Source organism: Rhodoferax sp. GW821-FHT07F03 (genome assembly GCF_059418745.1).
Genome location: NZ_JBWKQM010000001.1, coordinates 488,544 through 505,788 on the forward strand (window position 1 = coordinate 488,544; position 17,245 = coordinate 505,788).

The window sequence follows — 17,245 nt, forward strand, 5'->3', positions numbered from 1 at the left end:
TTACTTCTAAGGCAGCCGGCCAGGGCACAATTTATCCAAACATCGCATCGACAGAGTAGGCGTTGGTAGTCCGTCACGCGCCGCCGGGAGAACAACAAAAATGCTGAAACCACACCTTTTCGCGCTGCCGTACCGCCCGCACCGCAAACTATGGCGCCAACTGCTCGGTACCGCACTCTTGCCCTGGCTACTCATCCTCGCGGCCGACAAGGCGGCCGCTGCAGAACCTGCATCCATCTATGCCGAGGCTGGGCAAAATTTGCGCAGCGGCATCACCACCCGCACCGCCACGCTGGGCTGGCGCTGGCCCATGCAAAGCAGCTTTTGGGATGGACGCATCACCGGTGCCTGGGATGTATATGTGAGCCAGTGGAACGCCGATGCCACGGTGGGACAGGACCGGCATTACGCCCAGATCGGCCTGGTGCCCATGTTCCGCTATCGCTTTGACGGCGGGCAATCGCCCTGGTTTGTAGAGGCTGGCGTAGGCTTGTCATACCTGGACAAAACCTATTACACGCCGTCGGGCCACTTCAGCACGCAGTGGAACTTCAGCGACCACCTGGGCCTGGGGCGCAACTTTGGCGCCCAACAGCGCCACAGCCTGGGTGTGTATGTGAAGCATGTGTCCAACGCCGGCCTGCGCCAACCCAACCCGGGCGAGACCTTTGTGCAACTGCGCTACAGCCTGGGGTTTTGATTCTTTTGCTATTTATTTCGTAGCTATTAGCGCAGATAAACAGTACGCTGAACGGTAAAGTTGTGCATGGCCTGCGGGCGCTCGTCAGGGCGCTTCTACAATCTTTTTTCGTCCACTTCTGGTTCAAGAACGTGCATCCAGACTCCAGCAACGCGCCCACGCTGCGCGGCATCTTCTGCGCTTTTTCCAAGATCGGTTTGACCAGCTTTGGTGGCGGCCTCAGTGGCTGGATGTTGCGCGAATTCGTGCAGCGCCGCGCCTGGTTGACCGAGGTGGAGTTCCTTAACGGCCTGGCCCTGGCGCAGGCCTTTCCGGGCGTGAATGTGGTGAACCTGGCCATCTGGATCGGCTACCAGCTGCACGGTGGCGCTGGCGCGCTGGCGGCAGCCTGTGGCATCGTGCTGCCGTCCATGGCCTTGGCCATGGTGCTGGCCAGCGCGTTCTCCAGCCTGGGCGATGTGCATGCTGTGCATTTGGTGCTGGCCGGCGTTGCGGCGGCTGCCGTGGGCCTGTCGCTGCAGACCGGCTTGCGCGCGGCCCGGCATGCGGCCAAGGGTTGGTTGCGCGCGGGCATTCTGGCGGTGACTTTTGTGGCCATCTTCTTTTGGCGTCTGCCGCTGCTGTGGGTGGTGGGTTGCATGGTGCCGCTCTCCGTCGGCCTGGCCTGGCTGCGCATCCGCGCTGAGAGTCGTGAAGGCGCCACGCCATGAATTTGCAGCTGCTGGGCGATTTGCTGGCAGTGTTTGTGCCGCTGTCCTTCCTGACGGTGGGTGGTGGCCAGAGCATCGTGGCCGACATCCACCGCCAATCGGTAGCGGTGCAGGGCTGGATGAATGACGGGCAGTTTCTGGACCTGTTCGCCCTGTCGCGCATCACGCCCGGGCCGGGCTCGCTGCTGGTAGCCCTGGTGGGCTGGCATGTGGCCGGGCTGTGGGGTGCTTTGGTGGCGTCGGCGGCGATCTTTCTGCCCAGTTCGGTGCTGGTCTACGGCCTTGCCCATGTGTGGTCGCGTTACCGGGGCCATATGCTGGTGCGGGCCATCGAGTCCGGGCTGGCACCGGTGGCCGCGGGCATGATCCTGGCCGCGTCCTGCACCGTGCTGCGCGCAGCCGAGGGCGGAGTGTGGGCCTGGGCCGTGGCGGCTTTGTCCACCCTGGTGCTGGTGTTCTGGGCCCGGGTGAACGCGTTGCTGGTGTTGGGCGCGGGCGGGCTGGTGTTCTGGCTTGCGTTGCGGTAGGCGTGGGGGGGTGAGCGGCACTTTTTAACGTAAGCCCCATCTTGCGCAAGAGAGGGCTAGGGAGCAAAGTGCAAGCACCTTAAAGGAGGCCTTATGTTGAAAGTTGCTGCGACGATGCTCTGTATGTTCCTTATGGCGTTGGGCCTAGCGGCTTGTGGTGGAGGTGGCAGTTCGGCCACCAGTACGCCGGACAAGCTGACGATCGTTGGTTCCGGCAGCTAGCCGCAAGGAGTATGGCCATGCAATCCACCCGCTACACCCAATACACCCGTTACGTATTGATCAGCCTGGCACTGCTGTGCACCCAGGCGATGGCGCTGGACGCAAGCGCGCTCAAGCTCAAGGTCTATGGTGTGATGCTTTCCACCAGCCCGCTGTGTTCCAGCCCCATCACCGTTTTCAGTAGTGCAACGGCGACCGAGGTGGATTTCCTTAGTGCTCCCACCTTGGGCAGCGGCAACCCGCCGGATGGCACGTACAACTGCGTCATCATCAAGATGGCGGACATCATCAAGTTCACGCCCAGCAGCACTTCGGGCTGGTGCCAGGCCGCGACGGAATATTCGGCCGATGTCTGCCGTGCGGACAACAGCGGCAAGACCAGCACCCCGGACGTGGCGGGCACCACCGCCTGCACCGGCACCGACCCCAGCGTCAACGGTAGCGTGATCACGCCCGGTGTGCCTGTGGCGGACGTGGTCTACCTCTACCTGACCACCAACGCCCTGGCCGGCACCGGCGGCAATACCTTTGTGCAGCCCGACAGCACCAGCAGCACTAATGGGCTGAACCTCACGGCGCCGCTGGTGGTGGCCGGCACTGCCAAGTCCAAGTTCTCGGTGAACGCCAGCGGCAAGGTGGGTGAGGACATTGCAACCCACAGCTGCGGTATGAATCCGCCCGTATTTGGCTTCGTAAAGCTGTAAGCCGGTAGCGGTTTTTGGTCATCTCTCTGCTATATATTCAGTAGCTGCTTGCGCAGGTAGTTCCTGCGCTAGAGCCATTTTTTATTCATATCCAGGGCCGGACTGCGTGGGGCGCGGCCTGGCCCAAATTATTGAAGGAGCACGCCATGAAGCGATCGTTGTTGGGCCTGCTGGCCGCCGTAGGGGGCAGCGGCGCTGTGCTGCTGTCGTCCTGGGCGCCAGCTGCGCATTCGCAGATCCGCGCCAACCCCAGCTATGTGCCCATGGGTACCTCGGCCAGTGGGGCGTCCAGCGTGGCCTGGTTCCATGATCCGTCTTCCGGTCGGGCGATTGCCTGCCAGACCGTGGGCAGCGCCAGCGCCGGCCTGACAGGCATCCAGTGCGTAACGGCCAAGCTGCCGCTGCCCGATACGCCCTGAGCTCAGACCTTGCGGCCCTCGGCATGCAGGGCCAGGATGCCGTGCACCAGCGCATTCGCAGGTGTGGGCACACCCAGCTCGGCGCCGCGCCGGGCCACATCACCGCTGAGCCAGCGCACCTCCAGCGGGTTGCCTCGCTCCAAATCGTGTGCCATGGAGGAGGTCATAGCCGCCGGCAACTGGTCGCAAAAGCGCAGCCGGTCGGCCGCGAAATCGGGTGCCAGGGGTACGCCCTGCGCCAGGCCTACCGCCACCACTTCTTCCATGATCTGCTGCAGCACGCGGCGTGACTGCGGGTGACTGCGCACCCGGCCTATGGGCAGGCGGGTGGCGGCGGTGGTGGCCGACAAACCCACCAGCATCACGAACTTTTCCCAGATCGTCTTGCGGATATCGGCGCTGATCTCGGCCTCGATGCCGGCGCCTTGGCAGGCCTGCAGAAATGCCTCCAGTCGGGCCGAGCGGCTGCCGTCGTATTCCCCAAACACCAGCTTTTGCAACACACCCGTGTGCGCGATCACACCCGGCGCGGCAATCGTGGCGGCGATGTAGCAAACGCCCCCGGCCACCGCCTGCGGGCCCAGCACGCTGCGCAAAATATCGTCCTTGACCACGCCGTTCTGGAGCGAGATGACCGCTGTGTGCGGCCCGACCAGCGGGCGTATGGCCTCGGCCGCGGCTTCGGTGTCCCATAGCTTCACACCGAACAGCACCACGTCCGCCACGCCTACGTCATGGGGCGTTTCCGTGACCTGCAGGTCCTTTAGATGCAAGTCGCCCAGGGCACTGTTGAGTTGCAGGCCCTGGCTGCGCAGGGCGGCACCGTGGGCGCCACGGGCGATGAAGTGCACGTCGCAGCCACTGTGCGCCAGCCGAGCCCCGAAATAGCCGCCTACACCGCCCGCACCCATGATTGCTACTTTCATACCGTTCCTTGGCTGACGCGCCCGGACCTCGGGCGCAAGGGAGACCTATGTTAGGTTGAAATCGGCGCGGCCGTCAGATCGTGAGGTTCTAAGGCTACGACCGTAGTCACCAGGATGATGCGGGCGATGCGTCCGTTGTCGGCGCCAAAGCGCTGGGCCAGTGCCAGTGGAAAAGGGAGGGTGACGACAAGTATGTGCAACGCAGCGCTTATTGTGCGTGAGCCGTACGCATCTTTTTATCCGAAGTCATATGGCTTTCCAGCGCACGGTCTATCTGCGCTGGAAACTATTCAAACAGTAGCGTTATGCGCGGTAGCGGGGGGCCGGTTGGCTGTGAGACAGGTTAGGCCCCAGCGCGGCGCGGGCGGCCATGAAGGCGTCCCAGTCGGCGGCATTCGGTAGCGACGGAATGGTTACGCGTTCTTGCCGGTCCATGCCAAGCAGGGCCGCGTCCACCAGCTTGTCCGTGTCCATCACTATCTCTGCGGGCAACTGGTCCACGCTGAAGCCGGCGCGGTCCCAGATCTCAGTGCGGGTGGCACCGGGCAACACGGCCTGCACTTGTACGCCGCTGGGGCCGGCTTCGGCCTGCAGGCTTTGGGACAGGCTGAGTACATAGGCCTTGGTGGCGGCATAACTGGCGTTGAAGGTTTCGGGCGCCAGAGAGACGACCGAGCCGATGTTCACCAGAATGCCCTTGCCGCGCGGCACAAAGCCGGCCAGCGCGGCGGCGGCCAGGCGGGTCAGCGCCACTACGTTGAGTTGCAACATCTTGTCCACGCTGGCGATGTCCGAGCTGACCAGCGGGCCCATGCTGGCCACGCCTGCGTTGTTGACCAGCAGGCTGATTGCGCTGTCTGTGCGCAGGCGTTGCTCCACAAGGGCCAGCTCGGCCGGGGCGTTGAGGTCGGCGGCCAGTACTTCCACGCGTACGCCGGTCTGGCTGCGCAGGCGCTCGGCAAGGGCTTCCAGCCGGGTATGGTCGCGTGCAACCAGTACCAGTTGATAGCCGCGCCGTGCCAGGCGGTCTGCGTAAACGGCACCGATGCCGCTGGATGCGCCTGTGACCAGGGCGGTGCCGAGAGAGGTGTTTGCTGTCATGGTGAAAAGTCCTTGAGTGGTTGGTTATATGACGTTCGTCATGATTGAATTATATGTTGATCGTCATTTAAAATGTCAAGCATCTACCGTTTTTGTGAAAGTCCGCCATGAAAGTCAGCCGAGAACAAGCCGCCGAAAACCGCGAACGTGTGTTGGCCGTGGCCGCACAGCTGTTCCGCGAACGTGGCTTTGACGGTGTGGGCGTGGCCGACATCATGAAGACCGCCGGGTTGACCCATGGTGGCTTTTACGGTCAGTTCGCGTCAAAGGAAGATCTGATGGCCCAGGCCAGCGCCCGTGCTTTGGCCGATGGTGGCGTCTGGTGGCAGCAACTGGCCGAGGCGGGCGGTACACAGCCTTTGGAGAGCATCGCGCGCGGCTATTTGTCGGCTGCGCACCGCGATGCGCCGGGTCAGGGTTGCCTGGCGGCCGCCCTGGGCGCCGATGCGGCCCGTCAGGCCGGCCCGGTGCGTCGTGCCGTCACCGCTGGCATCAGCGCCATGGTGGAGATCTTGGCCCAGTGGATGCCCGGCCGCTCAAAGGTGACCCAGCGTGAAAAGGCGTTGGCCCTGTACGCCAGCATGGTGGGAGCCGTGGTGCTGGCCCGCGCGGTGGACGATGCGGCTCTGTCGGAAGAAATTCTGCAATCCGTGCTGCGTACTTTGCCCGCACCACGGACCCACTGATTACTATTGTTTTTATAGCTGCTTGCGCAAGTAATACCTGCGCTAGAGCCCTAAAAAGTATTTTTCCTAAACAGCCTCAAGTCCACCAGCCGAAGACCAGCGGCATCAGCACCGAGGACAAAATCGCCTGCATGCCCAGCGCAATGCCGGCGTAGGCGCCTGCATCGGGGTGGACCTGCAAGGCCCTGGCGGCACCTATTCCGTGCGATGCCGTGCCCAGCGCCAGGCCGCGCACGGCCCAGCTGTTGATTCCCAGCAGATTGAACAGGTACTTGCCTGACAAGGCGCCGACGAGGCCGGTTAGTACCGCAAACACGGCGGACAGTGCGGGCACGCCGCCAATGCGCTCGGCAATCCCCATGGCCACGGGGGCCGTGACCGACTTGGGCGCCAGCGAGCGCACCACGTCGTCCGGCATGCCCAGGGCCCAGGCCATGGCCACCGCACTGGCAGCCGCTGCTAGGCCACCAGCCAGCACCGCCAGGGTCAAGGCCACGCCGCGTTGGCGCACCTCGTGGCGGCGCAGCCACAGCGGCCAGGCTAGTGCCACCACGGCCGGGCCCAGCAGCACATGGATGAACTGGGCCCCCGCAAAGTAGCTCGGGTAGGGCGTGTGTGTGGCGACCAGCACGCAGCCCAGCAGCACCACCGACCACAGCACCGGGTTGGCCCAGGGTGCGCGGCCCATGCGTTCGTAAAACGCCTGCGCGGTCACATAGGTGAGCAAGGTGGCCGTCAGACCAAACAGCGGCGTGGTGGCCAGGTAGACCCAGAGTTGGACGAAATCAGCCATGGCTGTCTTCCTGCGCGGGCTTTTCTTGCGTGGGCTCTTCCCGCAGTAGCTGGCGCAGCACCAGGGCAGTCACCGCCAGGCCAACCCAGGTGGACAGCACGATCACCACCAGCAGCTGCGCGCCGTATTGCGACACCAGCTGCAAATGGGTGATGACGCCCACGCCTACCGGCACAAACAGCAGCGACAGATGGCCCAGCAGCAGCTCGGCCATGGCGGCGATGGGTTCGCGCACCCGGGCCCAGCCCAGGGCCGGCAGCAAAATCACCAGCCCCACCACCGGCCCCGGGAAGGGCAGGCCGAGGCTGTGGGTGATGCCCTCGCCCAGAGCCTGTACCAGCAGCAAAAAGGCCAGTCCGCGCAATGCTTGCATAGGTTTTCCTCCTCCAGATGGGGCGTGTGCGGCCCCGGTCGGTGACGCTGCGTGTGCAGATGCTGGATCGTAGACGGGTTCGCTGGAGTACTGCTGTGCGCCCGGCCGTTTCGCGGCGCATGAGTGGGGGCCGTTGGCCGCATCGCCTGGCTTGCGATGATCTGCTGGCGGCCACGGAAAACTGGCCGGGAGCTGAGTTTTTCGAATTCACCTAGCGCCGGGGCGCCGAAGGCCTTGATGAGGGCAAGTTCAAAGCCTTGCTCAAGTCGCTGCAGCGCGATCAGATTCACCGCAGCGCATTGAAAACCGCCTGGACTGGCAGACGGACAAGCTCAGGCGCCGACGGCGTCTGCCCAGGCCAGGGCCTGCAGATGGGCCCAATTGACCTGTTTGTTCGACAGGTGCAGTTCTTCGGCATTGCGGGCAAATTGGGTGTCGTCACCGTTTTCGCAGGCCTCTGTCAGCGCCAGGAAGGGGGCGAAAACCCCGGTGCGGTACAGCAGGGCGTCCAGCACTGGCTGGGGCAGGGCGACAGACTCCAACGCCTTGGCCAGCGGCATGCCCAGCATCACGTCGGCCAGCGAGAAAACGCCGACCACGAAGGCGTTGTCGCATTCTTCGGCGGTCAACATTTCGGCGGCCAGCAGCTCCATCAGGCGGCCGCGCACCACGGCGGTTTGTCCCACGGCGGGAGGGGCGCCACCTTCACCGCGCGAAGTCGTCAGCAGCAGAGAGGCCCAGCGGTAGAGCTTCTTCATGCCCAGAATCATCACCGCATGGCGGAACGAGGTGACTTCACAGCTCAGCCCGAAGCCGGACGAGTTGATGAAGCGCAGCAGATTGAAAGACAAGGTGGGGTCGCGCTTGAGCAATTCCTCAATTTCGTTGACCTCTCCGTGTTTGCGTACCAGGTTGATCAGCTGCAGTATGGTGGCCTGCGAGGGTCTCACGGTTTGCGCAGCGACCAGGGCTGGCTTGGAGAACCAGTAGCCCTGGAACAGCTTGATGCCATAGCCGGCCAGGGTTTTGTGCTGGGCGGCGGTTTCCACCTTTTCGGCGACCAGCATGGCCTTGGTGTTTTTGTTGGCGAACTGTACGAAAGGCTCCACCATCTCTGGCTTGAGAGCCGTCATGTCCAGCTTCACATACGAGGCCAACAGACGCCAGGATGCGTAACCCTTTGTGAGGACCGTATGGTTGAAGGCGAAACGAAAGCCGCGTTTGTGCAGATCTTGTAACACCAAGGCGTGGCGTTCTATGTCTTCCACCACGTTGCCGGGTACGGGCGGGACTTCCAGTACCACTTTGTCGGGGTGGACCAGCTCCAGGTGGCCGCCGGTCAGACTCTGCAGCGTGCAGTTGATGAAGACCAGCTTTTTGCCCACCAGGGCTTCGGTATCGGTGAATGAAAGGGCGTTGACCAGCAAAGCTGCATCGGAATCTGCCGAATAGCCTTCGGTGGGCTGGGAGCGGTCAAACAGCTCGTAGCCGAACACCACACGGTTTTCGTCCACGATGGCTTGGCGCGCTATGCGTACCCGGTTTTCCAGAGCTTCGTCTTGGGACTGCGTGAGGCTGTGGAGCTGGTCGGGAATGGTGGACATGGCGGCTGAAGGAACACTCAAGGTAAAAAAGGTCGGTTTGTAATCGATTTTAAGGAGGCTTGCGACCGAAAGGGGGCTTTGTATCAGGATGTGAGCTAGGTCATGAGCCCGTCGGCCCAGACCATGGCCTCCATGTGCGCCATATTGATATGGTGGTTGGTGAAGTGCAAGGAGTGTGCCGCTGCGTTGAAAGCGTCGTCGTCGTTGTTTTCACAGGCTTTGGTCAGCGCCAGCATGGAGCTATAGATGCCGGTGCCGCTACGCAGGGCTTCGTTCACGGCCGGCGGCAACGACAGCAGGTCCAGCGCCTGCTCCATGGGGATGCCCAGCATCACGTCGAGCAGCGAGAAAATGCCCACCACGAAAGCCCCGTCGCACTCCTCGGGCGTCAGGGTGCCAGTGGCCAGCAGCTCCATCATGCGTCCGCGCACCACGGCGGTGGTTCCCACGGCGGCGGCTGTGCCGTCGGCTCGGGCCGAGGTCAGTAACAGGGCGGCCCAGCGGAACAGCTTTTTCAGGCCCATCAACATCACCGCCTGGCGGAAGGAGGTGATCTCGTTGTTCAGGCCAAAGCTGGCCGAGTTGATCAGGCGCAACAGGTTGAAGCCCAGGATGGCATCGGCCTTCAGGACTTTTTCGATCTCCTCGGTCGCGGCCTGGTTGCGCACCAGATTGATCAGCTGCAGCACATGGGCCTGGGCGGGTGTGACGACCTTGGTCTTGATGACATCGGGCCGGGCAAACCAGTAGCCTTGAAACAGGGTGGCTCCATAGCTGGCCATGGTGGCGAACTGGGCTTCGGTTTCGATCTTCTCGGCCACGATGGCGGCCTTGGTGCGGGTTTTGACCGCCTGCACAATGGCCTGCAACTGCTCGGGTTTGAGAGCGCGCAGGTCCAGCTTGACAAAATCGGCCAAGGGCTGCCATCCGGCATAGACCGGTGCCAGCACCGTGTGGTTGAAGGCCAGCCGGAAGCCGCGTTTGCGCAGCTCTTGCAGCGTGTGCTGGCGTGCTGCGATTTCATCCGGCGCATGGCCGGGCACGGGTCCGACTTCCAGCACCACCTTGTCCGGCTGCACCAGATCCAGGTGTCCGCCAGCCAAACTTTCGTACGTGCAGTTGACAAAAATGGTGACTTTGCCGATCAGCGAATCCATGCCGGTGTGGGTCATGGCGTTGAAGATCAGTGCAACGTCACTGGCGGCATTGTGGTGCGCCGTGGAGCGGTCGAATAGTTCGTAGGCCGTCACAGCGCGCTGGGCGTCCATGATGGGCTGGCGTGCAATCACAATGGCACCGCCGATATCAGGCGTTGCCGGTGTGGAGGGGGTGTCTGATGGGGGCATGTCTGGGTGTGCGGGTGTGGGCAGTCTCGGTCTATCGTAACGTGTATGCGATCGCCGCCGAGCTTTCAGCGTACATCCAATGGCTTGGATGTGCAATTACTGTAGCAACACGGCCAATTCGGCATCGGTGAAGCCGGCTTGCCGCCGGGCATCGGTGTTGAACGGGGGCTTGGGCTGCGGCGCGGCGTAGCGGTCCAGCAGCAGGCGGTAATGGGCGATGGGGTCCAGTCCGTCGCGCTCGCACAGCCAGCGGTACCAGCGGTTGCCCACGGCCACATGGCCGATCTCGTCGCGCAAAATGGTATCCAAGATGTCCACCGCACGCTGCGCAGGGGGAGTATTCACGCGTCGCAGCTTGGCCTGTATCAGCGGCGTGGCGTCCAGCCCGCGCGCCTCCAGCGTACGCGGCACCAGAGCCATGCGCGCCACCACATCCACCGCCGTGGCGGCGCAGACTGTCCACAGGCCGTCATGGGCCGGGAAGTCGCCGTAGTCCCAACGCTGCTCGCCATCTGCCAGCTCTTGCAACAGGCCGCGCAGCAGCTGGAAGTGCAGGGCCTCTTCGGCAGCCACACGCACCCAGTCGCGGTAGTAGGCGTCGGGCATGCCATCAAAGCGCCAGGCAGCGTCCAGGGCCAGGTTGATGGCGTTGAATTCGATGTGTGCCACGGTGTGCAGCAGGGTGGCCAGGCCATCGGTGGTGAAGGGTGAACGCTGGGGCTTGGTCACGCGTTCCACCAGCAGCGGGCGGGCCGGGCGCCCGGGTACTGGGGCGCTAGGGGTCTGCGCATGATTTGCTATTGAAAGTGTAGCTGCCTGCGCTTGCAGCAATTGCGCTGCAGCCACTTTTTCTTGCGGATCAGAAAGGCACAGGGCCTGCAGTGCGCGGGTTCGAAGTTCCATACCTACAATTATGCGTATACCCCCAGGCTCCACGCTTCGCGTTTCCGCCCACCCCCTTGCAGGGGGCGATACCTACAGCCCGGCAAAGCCGGTTCTGTGGTATCTCTGGTGTCGGAGCGTTCAGCCCGTTGTCTGGGCTTGCTTCGTTGTATGTCGTCGCCATATCTAGAAATGCAATTGTTAGGGAAACACAGTGTCTGAACTCCACAAATTCTTATTCGACGGCCTGCCCGTACGCGGTTGCATCGTGCGCCTTACCGACGCCTGGCAGGAAATCCTGCAGCGCCGGGCCTCCAATACCACATCGGGGCCGTATGCCGCACCTGTGGCCGAGCTGCTGGGTGAAATGACGGCGGCGGGCGTGCTGATGCAGTCCAACATCAAGTTCAACGGCGCCGTGGTGCTGCAGATTTTTGGCGACGGCCCGGTCAAGGTGGCGGTGGTCGAGGTACAGCCCGATCTGAGTCTGCGCACCACTGCCAGCGTGATGGGCGAGGTGCCAGTGGGTGCCAGCCTGAGCCAGATGGTCAATGTCAACAACGAAGGCCGATGCGCCATCACCCTGGACCCCAAGGACAAGTTCCCTGGACAGCAGCCTTACCAGGGCGTGGTGCCGCTATTTGGCGACCGCAAGGAAAAGCTGGAGAAGCTCAGCGATGTGCTGCAGCACTACATGCTGCAAAGCGAGCAGCTGGACACGCTGATGGTGCTGGCGGCCGACGAGCAGGTGGCAGCCGGCCTGCTGATCCAGCGCCTGCCGGTCAAGGGCGAGAAGAACCTGGCCGGCAGCCTGGTGAGCCAGGAGAACGAGGACGAAATAGGCCAGAGCGAGCACTACAACCGCATTGCCCACCTGGCCAGCACCCTGAAGCGCGAAGAGCTGCTGACGCTGGATGTGGACACCATTTTGCGCCGCCTGTTCTGGGAAGAGCAGGTGCTGATGTTCAGCCCGCACATGGGGCCGACAGCTCCCAAATTTGCCTGCACCTGCAGCCGCGAGCGCGTGGGCGCGATGATACGCAGCCTGGGCACGGACGAGGTGGAGAGCATCCTGGCTGAAAGCGGACAGGTGGAGGTGGCTTGCGAGTTCTGCGGCAAGCAGTACCGCTTTGATCCGGTGGACGCGGCACAGCTGTTCACCACGCCCGACGCGACCCCGCCGGGGCCGTCAGTGGTTCAGTAAATCGCTGAACAGCCGGTGTTCGCAGACTGGGTCACTGCATTTCTCGCAGTTCCAGGTCCACGGTTTTTGTGAGGAAAATACGCTGTCAGCGCTGGATTTATCTGCGCTACCAGCTATTGAATCAATAGCGCGCAAAGCGTTGACGGTGCGTGCGCTGCCTCGGCCATAGACCACCTGGTAGGGAATGCCGCCGCGCGCCAGGGCTGTACGCAGCCGGGCATCCACGGGTTCACGCATGTGCTGACCGTCGCGCTGCAGGCCGTCGGCGACCCAGGGTAGGTCCAGCCCGGTGATCAGCGTCATGTCGAAGCCGCGCTGCAGCTTCCAGGCCAGGGGGTAGAGCGTGTCATCGTTAAACAGCAGATCGCTGTAGACGGCGGTCATCAGGGCCGTGGTGTCGGCCAACAAGTATTCGGTGCTGGTAGGCACTTGCGCGATATGGGCTGCTTGTGTGAGTGCGATGGCCTGCTGTTCATCAGCGTGGGGTGTGCGTTCGGCTTGGTCGCACCAGGTGCGCAGCCATTCAGGTACCAAGGCGACGCTGTGGCCGCGTTCGCGCAGACTGTCTGCCAGGGTTTGGGCCAACTGGGTTTTGCCCGTGCTCTCCGCGCCCAGCAAGGCGATTTTCAACACTGTTGGGGGCCGCAATCAGCGGGGCATGCGTGGAGCGGTGATGTGCACGAAGATTTCGTTGGCCTTGACCATGCCCAGTTCGAAGCGGGCACGTTCCTCGACCATTTCCAGGCCTTCCTTGAGGTCGCGCACCTCGGCACTCAGCTGGTCGTTGGCCGTTTGGGCGGCCGCGTTGTGCTCGCGCAGCGACTCCAGCTTTTGTTGCAGGCGGTTTACCTCGGGCAGACTGCCGCGTCCCAGCCAGAGCTGCGCATGCAGCATGCCCAGCAAAGCCAGCAGGATGACAGGAACGATGCGTGAGCCCATGGTGTTGCGCCTAAAACGCAGTCATGCCGGCGCGATACCCCACACGCCTGCAAGCAGGGTGCGAGCGTGGGCGTCGAGCCGGCAGGCCAGCATTACTTCAGGTTGTAGAAAGCTTTGCGACCGGGGTAGGTGGCCACATCGCCCAGGTCTTCTTCTATGCGCAGCAGCTGGTTGTACTTGGCCATGCGGTCGGAACGGCTCAGGGAGCCAGTCTTGATCTGGCCAGCATTGGTACCCACGGCGATATCGGCGATGGTCGAGTCTTCGGTTTCGCCCGAGCGGTGCGAGATCACGGCGGTGTAGCCGGCGCGCTTGGCCATCTCAATCGCGGCGAAGGTTTCGGTCAGGGTGCCGATCTGGTTGATCTTGATCAGGATCGAGTTAGCGATGCCCTTGTCGATGCCTTCTTGCAGGATCTTGGTGTTGGTGACGAACAGGTCATCGCCCACGATCTGCACCTTTTTGCCCAGGCGGTCGGTCAGCAGTTTCCAGCCGTCCCAGTCGCCTTCGGCCATGCCGTCTTCGATGCTGATGATGGGGTACTTGTCGCACCAAGTGGCCAGCATGTCGGTCCATTGCGCGGCCGACAGCTTGATGCCTCCTTCGCCTTCCAGTACGTACTGGCCGTCTTTGTAGAACTCGCTTGCGGCGCAGTCCAGGCCCAGCACGATGTCTTCACCGGCGGTGTAGCCGGCCAGGGAGATGGCTTCCAGGATCAGCTGGATGGCGGCTTCGTGGTTTTCCACGCTGGGGGCAAAGCCGCCTTCGTCGCCGACAGCGGTGCTGATGTGGCGGTCGTGCAGGATCTTCTTCAGCGCGTGGAACACTTCGGCACCGTAGCGCAGGGCTTCGCGGAAGCTGGGAGCGCCGACCGGAATGATCATGAACTCTTGCAGGTCCAGGCTGTTGTTGGCGTGTGCGCCGCCGTTGATGACGTTCATCATCGGCACAGGCAGTTGCATGCCGCCCATGCCGCCAAAGTAGCGGTACAGGGGCAGGCCGGACTCTTCAGCCGCAGCGCGTGCCACGGCCATGGAGACGGCCAACATGGCGTTGGCGCCCAGGCGGGATTTGTTTTCGGTGCCGTCCAGGTCGATCAGCGTCTTGTCCAGGAAGGCTTGTTCAGCAGCGTCCAGGCCCAGCACGGCTTCGGCGATTTCGGTGTTGATGTTTTCAACGGCTTTGAGCACGCCCTTGCCCAGGTAGCGCTTCTTGTCGCCATCGCGCAGCTCAATGGCTTCGCGCGAACCAGTGGATGCGCCCGACGGCACAGCCGCGCGGCCCATGGTGCCGGATTCCAGCAGCACATCACATTCCACGGTGGGGTTGCCGCGCGAATCCAGGATTTCACGGGCGACGATGTCAACAATTGCACTCATTTTTTGTCTTCCTAGTTAAATAAAAATCGGGCGTGGCTTGGGGCCAGGAGCTCAATATGGGATTTTTGCATGCCTTGGGGCTGTGTAACGGATGGCTTGGCGATTGTTCAGGGTACGTAACCGCCGTTTGCCATCCGTTATGCGGAAAAGCTGTTTTCCAGGTAGCCGTTCTTCTTGGTCACGCGGTCCAGCGCCACCAGCGTTTCCAGCAGGGCGCGCATGTGTTTCAGCGGCACCGCGTTCGGGCCGTCGCTCATGGCCTTGCTCGGGTCCGGGTGGGTTTCCATGAACACGCCAGCCACGCCCACGGCGACGGCTGCGCGTGCCAGCACCGGCACCATCTCGCGCTGGCCGCCGCTGCTGGTGCCCTGGCCGCCGGGCAGCTGCACCGAGTGGGTGGCGTCGAATACCACGGGGGCGTGGGTTTCGCGCATGATGGCCAGGCTGCGCAAATCGCTGACCAGGTTGTTGTAGCCAAAGCTGGCGCCGCGTTCGCAGGCCATGAAGTTGTCTTCGTTCAGGCCGACTTCCTTGGCGGCAGCGCGGGCCTTGTCGATCACGTTCTTCATGTCGCCGGGGGCCAGAAATTGGCCCTTCTTGATGTTCACCGGCTTGCCGCTTTGGGCCACGGCGCGGATGAAATCGGTCTGGCGGCACAAAAAGGCCGGGGTCTGCAGTACGTCAACGACGCTGGCGACATGGGCGATCTGCGATTCGTCATGGATGTCGGTCAGCACCGGCAGGCCGAGTTCGCGCTTCACCTTGGCCAGGATTTCCAGGCCTTTTTCCATGCCCGGGCCGCGGAAGGTGTTGCCGCTGCTGCGGTTGGCCTTGTCGAAGCTGCTCTTGAAGATGAAGGGAATGCCGAGTTCGGTGGTGATTTCCTTCAGCGTGCCGGCGGTGTCCATCTGCAGCTGCTCGGACTCGATCACGCAGGGGCCGGCGATCAGGAAGAAGGGCTTGTCCAGGCCAATGTCAAATCCGCAGAGTTTCATTTGTTTGCTCCTTGGTGGTCCAGGGATGCCTTCACGAAGGCATTGAACAGCGGGTGGCCGTTCCAGGGGGTGGACTTGAACTCGGGGTGGAACTGCACGCCCACAAACCAGGGGTGCTGGCTCTGCGGCAGCTCGACCATTTCGGTCAGCTGTTCGCGCTGGGTCAGCGCCGAGATCACCAGGCCGGCCTCGCGCAAGCGGTCCAGGTAGTTGACGTTGGCCTCATACCGGTGGCGGTGGCGTTCAGTCACGACATCGCCGTAAATGCTGTGCGCTACCGTGCCGGGAGCCACGTCAGAGCTTTGCGCGCCCAGGCGCATGGTGCCACCCAGATCGGAGTTTTCGTCGCGGATCTTGATGGTGCCGTCCGCGTCTTTCCACTCGTTGATCAGTGCGATCACGGGGTGGGGCGTCTCGGGTTCGAACTCAGTGCTGTTGGCATCGGTCAGGCCGGCCACATGGCGGGCGAATTCGATGGTGGCGACCTGCATGCCCAGGCAGATGCCCAGGTAGGGCACCTTGTGCTCGCGGGCAAAGCGGGCTGCGCAAATTTTGCCTTCGATGCCACGCTTGCCGAAGCCGCCGGGCACCAGCACCGCGTCAAAACCGCCCAGGCGCGACACGGTGGCCGGGGTGATGGTTTCGGAGTCGATGTAGTTGATCTTGACCCGCACATGGTTCTTCATGCCGGCGTGGCGCAGCGCTTCGTTCAGCGATTTGTAGCTGTCGCTCAGGTCCACGTACTTGCCGACCATGGCGATGTTGACTTCGCCCTTGGGATGCTCGGTCTCATAGACCAGGTCGTCCCAGCGCTTGAGGTTGGCGGGCGGGGTGTTCAGGCGCAGCTTGTCGCAGATCAGGCCGTCCAGGCCTTGCTCGTGCAGCATGCGCGGCACTTTGTAGATGGTGTCCACGTCCCACATGGAGATCACACCCCATTCGGCGACGTTGGAGAACAGCGATATCTTGGAGCGCTCTTCCTGCGGAATCGGGCGGTCGGCGCGGCACAGCAGCACATCGGCCTGGATGCCGATTTCGCGCAGCTGCTTGGCGGTGTGCTGGGTGGGCTTGGTCTTCAGCTCGCCAGCGGCGGCAATCCAGGGCAGGTAGCTCAGGTGCACGAAGGCTGTGTTGTTCGGGCCGAGCTTCAGGCTCATCTGGCGCACAGCTTCCAGGAAGGGCAGGGACTCAATGTCGCCCACGGTGCCACCGACTTCGACAATAGCCACGTCCACCGCATCGGCTTCGCCAAAGCGCGCACCGCGCTTGATGAACTCCTGGATTTCGTTGGTCACGTGCGGGATGACCTGCACGGTCTTGCCCAGGTAGTCGCCACGGCGCTCTTTGTCGAGCACGCTTTGGTAGATCTGGCCGGTGGTGAAGTTGTTGGACTTGCGCATGCGCGTTTCAACGAAACGCTCGTAGTGGCCCAAGTCCAGGTCGGTTTCTGCGCCGTCATCGGTGACGAAAACTTCGCCGTGTTGCAGCGGCGACATGGTGCCCGGGTCTACGTTGAGGTAGGGGTCCAGCTTGATGAGGGTGACTTTGAGGCCACGCGATTCGAGAAGAGCTGCAAGAGAGGCTGAAGCGATTCCCTTGCCGAGGGAAGACACGACACCGCCGGTGACGAAGACAAATTTGGTCATCTCAAAGTCGGGACGTAATCCCGAGGAGGTGGAAATGGTGATTATATAAGGCTCACCCCCAGTCTTCGCGCACTGCGTGTCGCTACGCC

General features: G+C 62.7%; 20 protein-coding genes. 7 read left to right on the top strand and 13 right to left on the bottom strand.

What is annotated here, in order from left to right; all coding sequences use genetic code 11:
* Positions 1–100 precede the first annotated feature (100 nt).
* From AC07R0_RS02175 to AC07R0_RS02195, 5 genes are all read left to right on the top strand, one after another.
* The gene (locus tag AC07R0_RS02175) at positions 101–700 is read left to right on the top strand and encodes an acyloxyacyl hydrolase (RefSeq protein WP_495076713.1); all 600 of its coding nucleotides are present in this window, start codon (positions 101–103) and stop codon (positions 698–700) included.
* Between the two features lie 131 nt (positions 701–831).
* The gene (locus tag AC07R0_RS02180) at positions 832–1,410 is read left to right on the top strand and encodes a chromate transporter (RefSeq protein ID WP_495103600.1); all 579 of its coding nucleotides are present in this window, start codon (positions 832–834) and stop codon (positions 1,408–1,410) included.
* On the top strand, positions 1,407–1,937 hold the full coding sequence (locus tag AC07R0_RS02185) for a chromate transporter (RefSeq protein WP_495103601.1): 531 nt from the start codon (positions 1,407–1,409) through the stop codon (positions 1,935–1,937). The genes AC07R0_RS02180 and AC07R0_RS02185 overlap by 4 nt, the downstream gene beginning before the upstream one ends.
* 239 nt (positions 1,938–2,176) lie before the next feature.
* On the top strand, positions 2,177–2,863 hold the full coding sequence (locus AC07R0_RS02190) for a hypothetical protein (RefSeq protein ID WP_495076709.1): 687 nt from the start codon (positions 2,177–2,179) through the stop codon (positions 2,861–2,863).
* Positions 2,864–3,009: 146 nt separating this feature from the next.
* On the top strand, positions 3,010–3,282 hold the full coding sequence (locus tag AC07R0_RS02195) for a hypothetical protein (RefSeq protein ID WP_495103602.1): 273 nt from the start codon (positions 3,010–3,012) through the stop codon (positions 3,280–3,282).
* A 2-nt stretch (positions 3,283–3,284) separates the two neighbouring features.
* Here AC07R0_RS02195 and AC07R0_RS02200 read toward each other — a convergent pair whose 3' ends face one another.
* The 3 genes from AC07R0_RS02200 to AC07R0_RS02210 form a co-directional block, all read right to left on the bottom strand.
* Complete coding sequence (locus tag AC07R0_RS02200) at positions 3,285–4,208, bottom strand: ketopantoate reductase family protein (protein WP_495103603.1); 924 nt, start codon at positions 4,206–4,208, stop codon at positions 3,285–3,287.
* Positions 4,209–4,258: 50 nt separating this feature from the next.
* Complete coding sequence (locus AC07R0_RS02205) at positions 4,259–4,408, bottom strand: hypothetical protein (RefSeq protein ID WP_495103686.1); 150 nt, start codon at positions 4,406–4,408, stop codon at positions 4,259–4,261.
* A gap of 103 nt (positions 4,409–4,511) precedes the next feature.
* Positions 4,512–5,309, bottom strand: coding sequence for an SDR family NAD(P)-dependent oxidoreductase (locus AC07R0_RS02210; protein WP_495076706.1), 798 nt, complete (start codon positions 5,307–5,309; stop codon positions 4,512–4,514).
* Positions 5,310–5,416: 107 nt separating this feature from the next.
* Here AC07R0_RS02210 and AC07R0_RS02215 point away from each other — a divergent pair, with 107 nt between their 5' ends.
* Positions 5,417–5,995 (top strand): TetR/AcrR family transcriptional regulator, encoded by a 579-nt coding sequence (locus AC07R0_RS02215; protein WP_495103604.1) that lies wholly within the window; start codon positions 5,417–5,419, stop codon positions 5,993–5,995.
* 76 nt (positions 5,996–6,071) lie between these two features.
* Here AC07R0_RS02215 and AC07R0_RS02220 read toward each other — a convergent pair whose 3' ends face one another.
* The 5 genes from AC07R0_RS02220 to AC07R0_RS02240 all read right to left on the bottom strand — a co-directional run bounded on the left by AC07R0_RS02220 (position 6,072) and on the right by AC07R0_RS02240 (position 11,014).
* The gene (locus AC07R0_RS02220) at positions 6,072–6,788 is read right to left on the bottom strand and encodes an LrgB family protein (protein ID WP_495097291.1); all 717 of its coding nucleotides are present in this window, start codon (positions 6,786–6,788) and stop codon (positions 6,072–6,074) included.
* Positions 6,781–7,161, bottom strand: coding sequence for a CidA/LrgA family protein (locus AC07R0_RS02225; protein WP_495103605.1), 381 nt, complete (start codon positions 7,159–7,161; stop codon positions 6,781–6,783). Before AC07R0_RS02225 ends, AC07R0_RS02220 begins: the two co-directional genes overlap by 8 nt.
* Positions 7,162–7,493: 332 nt before the next feature.
* A complete protein-coding gene (locus AC07R0_RS02230; protein ID WP_495097289.1) occupies positions 7,494–8,765 on the bottom strand; it encodes an EAL and HDOD domain-containing protein in 1,272 nt (423 codons plus the stop codon).
* 95 nt (positions 8,766–8,860) lie between these two features.
* Complete coding sequence (locus tag AC07R0_RS02235; protein ID WP_495103606.1) at positions 8,861–10,111, bottom strand: EAL and HDOD domain-containing protein; 1,251 nt, start codon at positions 10,109–10,111, stop codon at positions 8,861–8,863.
* A 96-nt stretch (positions 10,112–10,207) separates the two neighbouring features.
* The gene (locus AC07R0_RS02240) at positions 10,208–11,014 is read right to left on the bottom strand and encodes a ferritin-like domain-containing protein (protein WP_495103607.1); all 807 of its coding nucleotides are present in this window, start codon (positions 11,012–11,014) and stop codon (positions 10,208–10,210) included.
* A gap of 193 nt (positions 11,015–11,207) precedes the next feature.
* Here AC07R0_RS02240 and hslO point away from each other — a divergent pair, with 193 nt between their 5' ends.
* Positions 11,208–12,197 (top strand): Hsp33 family molecular chaperone HslO, encoded by a 990-nt coding sequence (hslO, locus tag AC07R0_RS02245; RefSeq protein WP_495103608.1) that lies wholly within the window; start codon positions 11,208–11,210, stop codon positions 12,195–12,197.
* Here hslO and AC07R0_RS02250 read toward each other — a convergent pair.
* The 5 genes from AC07R0_RS02250 to pyrG all read right to left on the bottom strand — a co-directional run bounded on the left by AC07R0_RS02250 (position 12,183) and on the right by pyrG (position 17,156).
* On the bottom strand, positions 12,183–12,830 hold the full coding sequence (locus AC07R0_RS02250) for an AAA family ATPase (protein ID WP_495103609.1): 648 nt from the start codon (positions 12,828–12,830) through the stop codon (positions 12,183–12,185). The genes hslO and AC07R0_RS02250 overlap by 15 nt on opposite strands.
* A 15-nt stretch (positions 12,831–12,845) precedes the next feature.
* The gene (locus AC07R0_RS02255; protein ID WP_495076698.1) at positions 12,846–13,136 is read right to left on the bottom strand and encodes a septum formation initiator family protein; all 291 of its coding nucleotides are present in this window, start codon (positions 13,134–13,136) and stop codon (positions 12,846–12,848) included.
* A gap of 92 nt (positions 13,137–13,228) precedes the next feature.
* Entirely contained in the window at positions 13,229–14,515 is a 1,287-nt protein-coding gene (gene eno, locus AC07R0_RS02260) for a phosphopyruvate hydratase (RefSeq protein ID WP_495103610.1), read from the bottom strand.
* Between the two features lie 137 nt (positions 14,516–14,652).
* The gene (kdsA, locus tag AC07R0_RS02265; RefSeq protein ID WP_495103611.1) at positions 14,653–15,510 is read right to left on the bottom strand and encodes a 3-deoxy-8-phosphooctulonate synthase; all 858 of its coding nucleotides are present in this window, start codon (positions 15,508–15,510) and stop codon (positions 14,653–14,655) included.
* The gene (pyrG, locus tag AC07R0_RS02270; protein WP_495103612.1) at positions 15,507–17,156 is read right to left on the bottom strand and encodes a CTP synthase; all 1,650 of its coding nucleotides are present in this window, start codon (positions 17,154–17,156) and stop codon (positions 15,507–15,509) included. The genes kdsA and pyrG overlap by 4 nt, the downstream gene beginning before the upstream one ends.
* Positions 17,157–17,245: the final 89 nt, after the last annotated feature.

Bases quoted from the DNA above. Each gene is read 5' to 3' on its own strand.
- pyrG (WP_495103612.1), bottom strand. From the start codon at position 17,156: ATGACCAAATTTGTCTTCGTCACCGGCGGTGTCGTGTCTTCCCTCGGC.
- AC07R0_RS02235 (WP_495103606.1), bottom strand. From the start codon at position 10,111: ATGCCCCCATCAGACACCCCCTCCACACCGGCAACGCCTGATATCGGC.
- AC07R0_RS02255 (WP_495076698.1), bottom strand. From the start codon at position 13,136: ATGGGCTCACGCATCGTTCCTGTCATCCTGCTGGCTTTGCTGGGCATG.
- eno (WP_495103610.1), bottom strand. From the start codon at position 14,515: ATGAGTGCAATTGTTGACATCGTCGCCCGTGAAATCCTGGATTCGCGC.
- AC07R0_RS02230 (WP_495097289.1), bottom strand. From the start codon at position 8,765: ATGTCCACCATTCCCGACCAGCTCCACAGCCTCACGCAGTCCCAAGAC.
- AC07R0_RS02190 (WP_495076709.1), top strand. From the start codon at position 2,177: ATGCAATCCACCCGCTACACCCAATACACCCGTTACGTATTGATCAGC.
- AC07R0_RS02210 (WP_495076706.1), bottom strand. From the start codon at position 5,309: ATGACAGCAAACACCTCTCTCGGCACCGCCCTGGTCACAGGCGCATCC.
- AC07R0_RS02220 (WP_495097291.1), bottom strand. From the start codon at position 6,788: ATGGCTGATTTCGTCCAACTCTGGGTCTACCTGGCCACCACGCCGCTG.
- AC07R0_RS02240 (WP_495103607.1), bottom strand. From the start codon at position 11,014: ATGGAACTTCGAACCCGCGCACTGCAGGCCCTGTGCCTTTCTGATCCG.
- AC07R0_RS02195 (WP_495103602.1), top strand. From the start codon at position 3,010: ATGAAGCGATCGTTGTTGGGCCTGCTGGCCGCCGTAGGGGGCAGCGGC.
- AC07R0_RS02200 (WP_495103603.1), bottom strand. From the start codon at position 4,208: ATGAAAGTAGCAATCATGGGTGCGGGCGGTGTAGGCGGCTATTTCGGG.
- AC07R0_RS02215 (WP_495103604.1), top strand. From the start codon at position 5,417: ATGAAAGTCAGCCGAGAACAAGCCGCCGAAAACCGCGAACGTGTGTTG.
- AC07R0_RS02225 (WP_495103605.1), bottom strand. From the start codon at position 7,161: ATGCAAGCATTGCGCGGACTGGCCTTTTTGCTGCTGGTACAGGCTCTG.
- AC07R0_RS02175 (WP_495076713.1), top strand. From the start codon at position 101: ATGCTGAAACCACACCTTTTCGCGCTGCCGTACCGCCCGCACCGCAAA.
- AC07R0_RS02185 (WP_495103601.1), top strand. From the start codon at position 1,407: ATGAATTTGCAGCTGCTGGGCGATTTGCTGGCAGTGTTTGTGCCGCTG.
- kdsA (WP_495103611.1), bottom strand. From the start codon at position 15,510: ATGAAACTCTGCGGATTTGACATTGGCCTGGACAAGCCCTTCTTCCTG.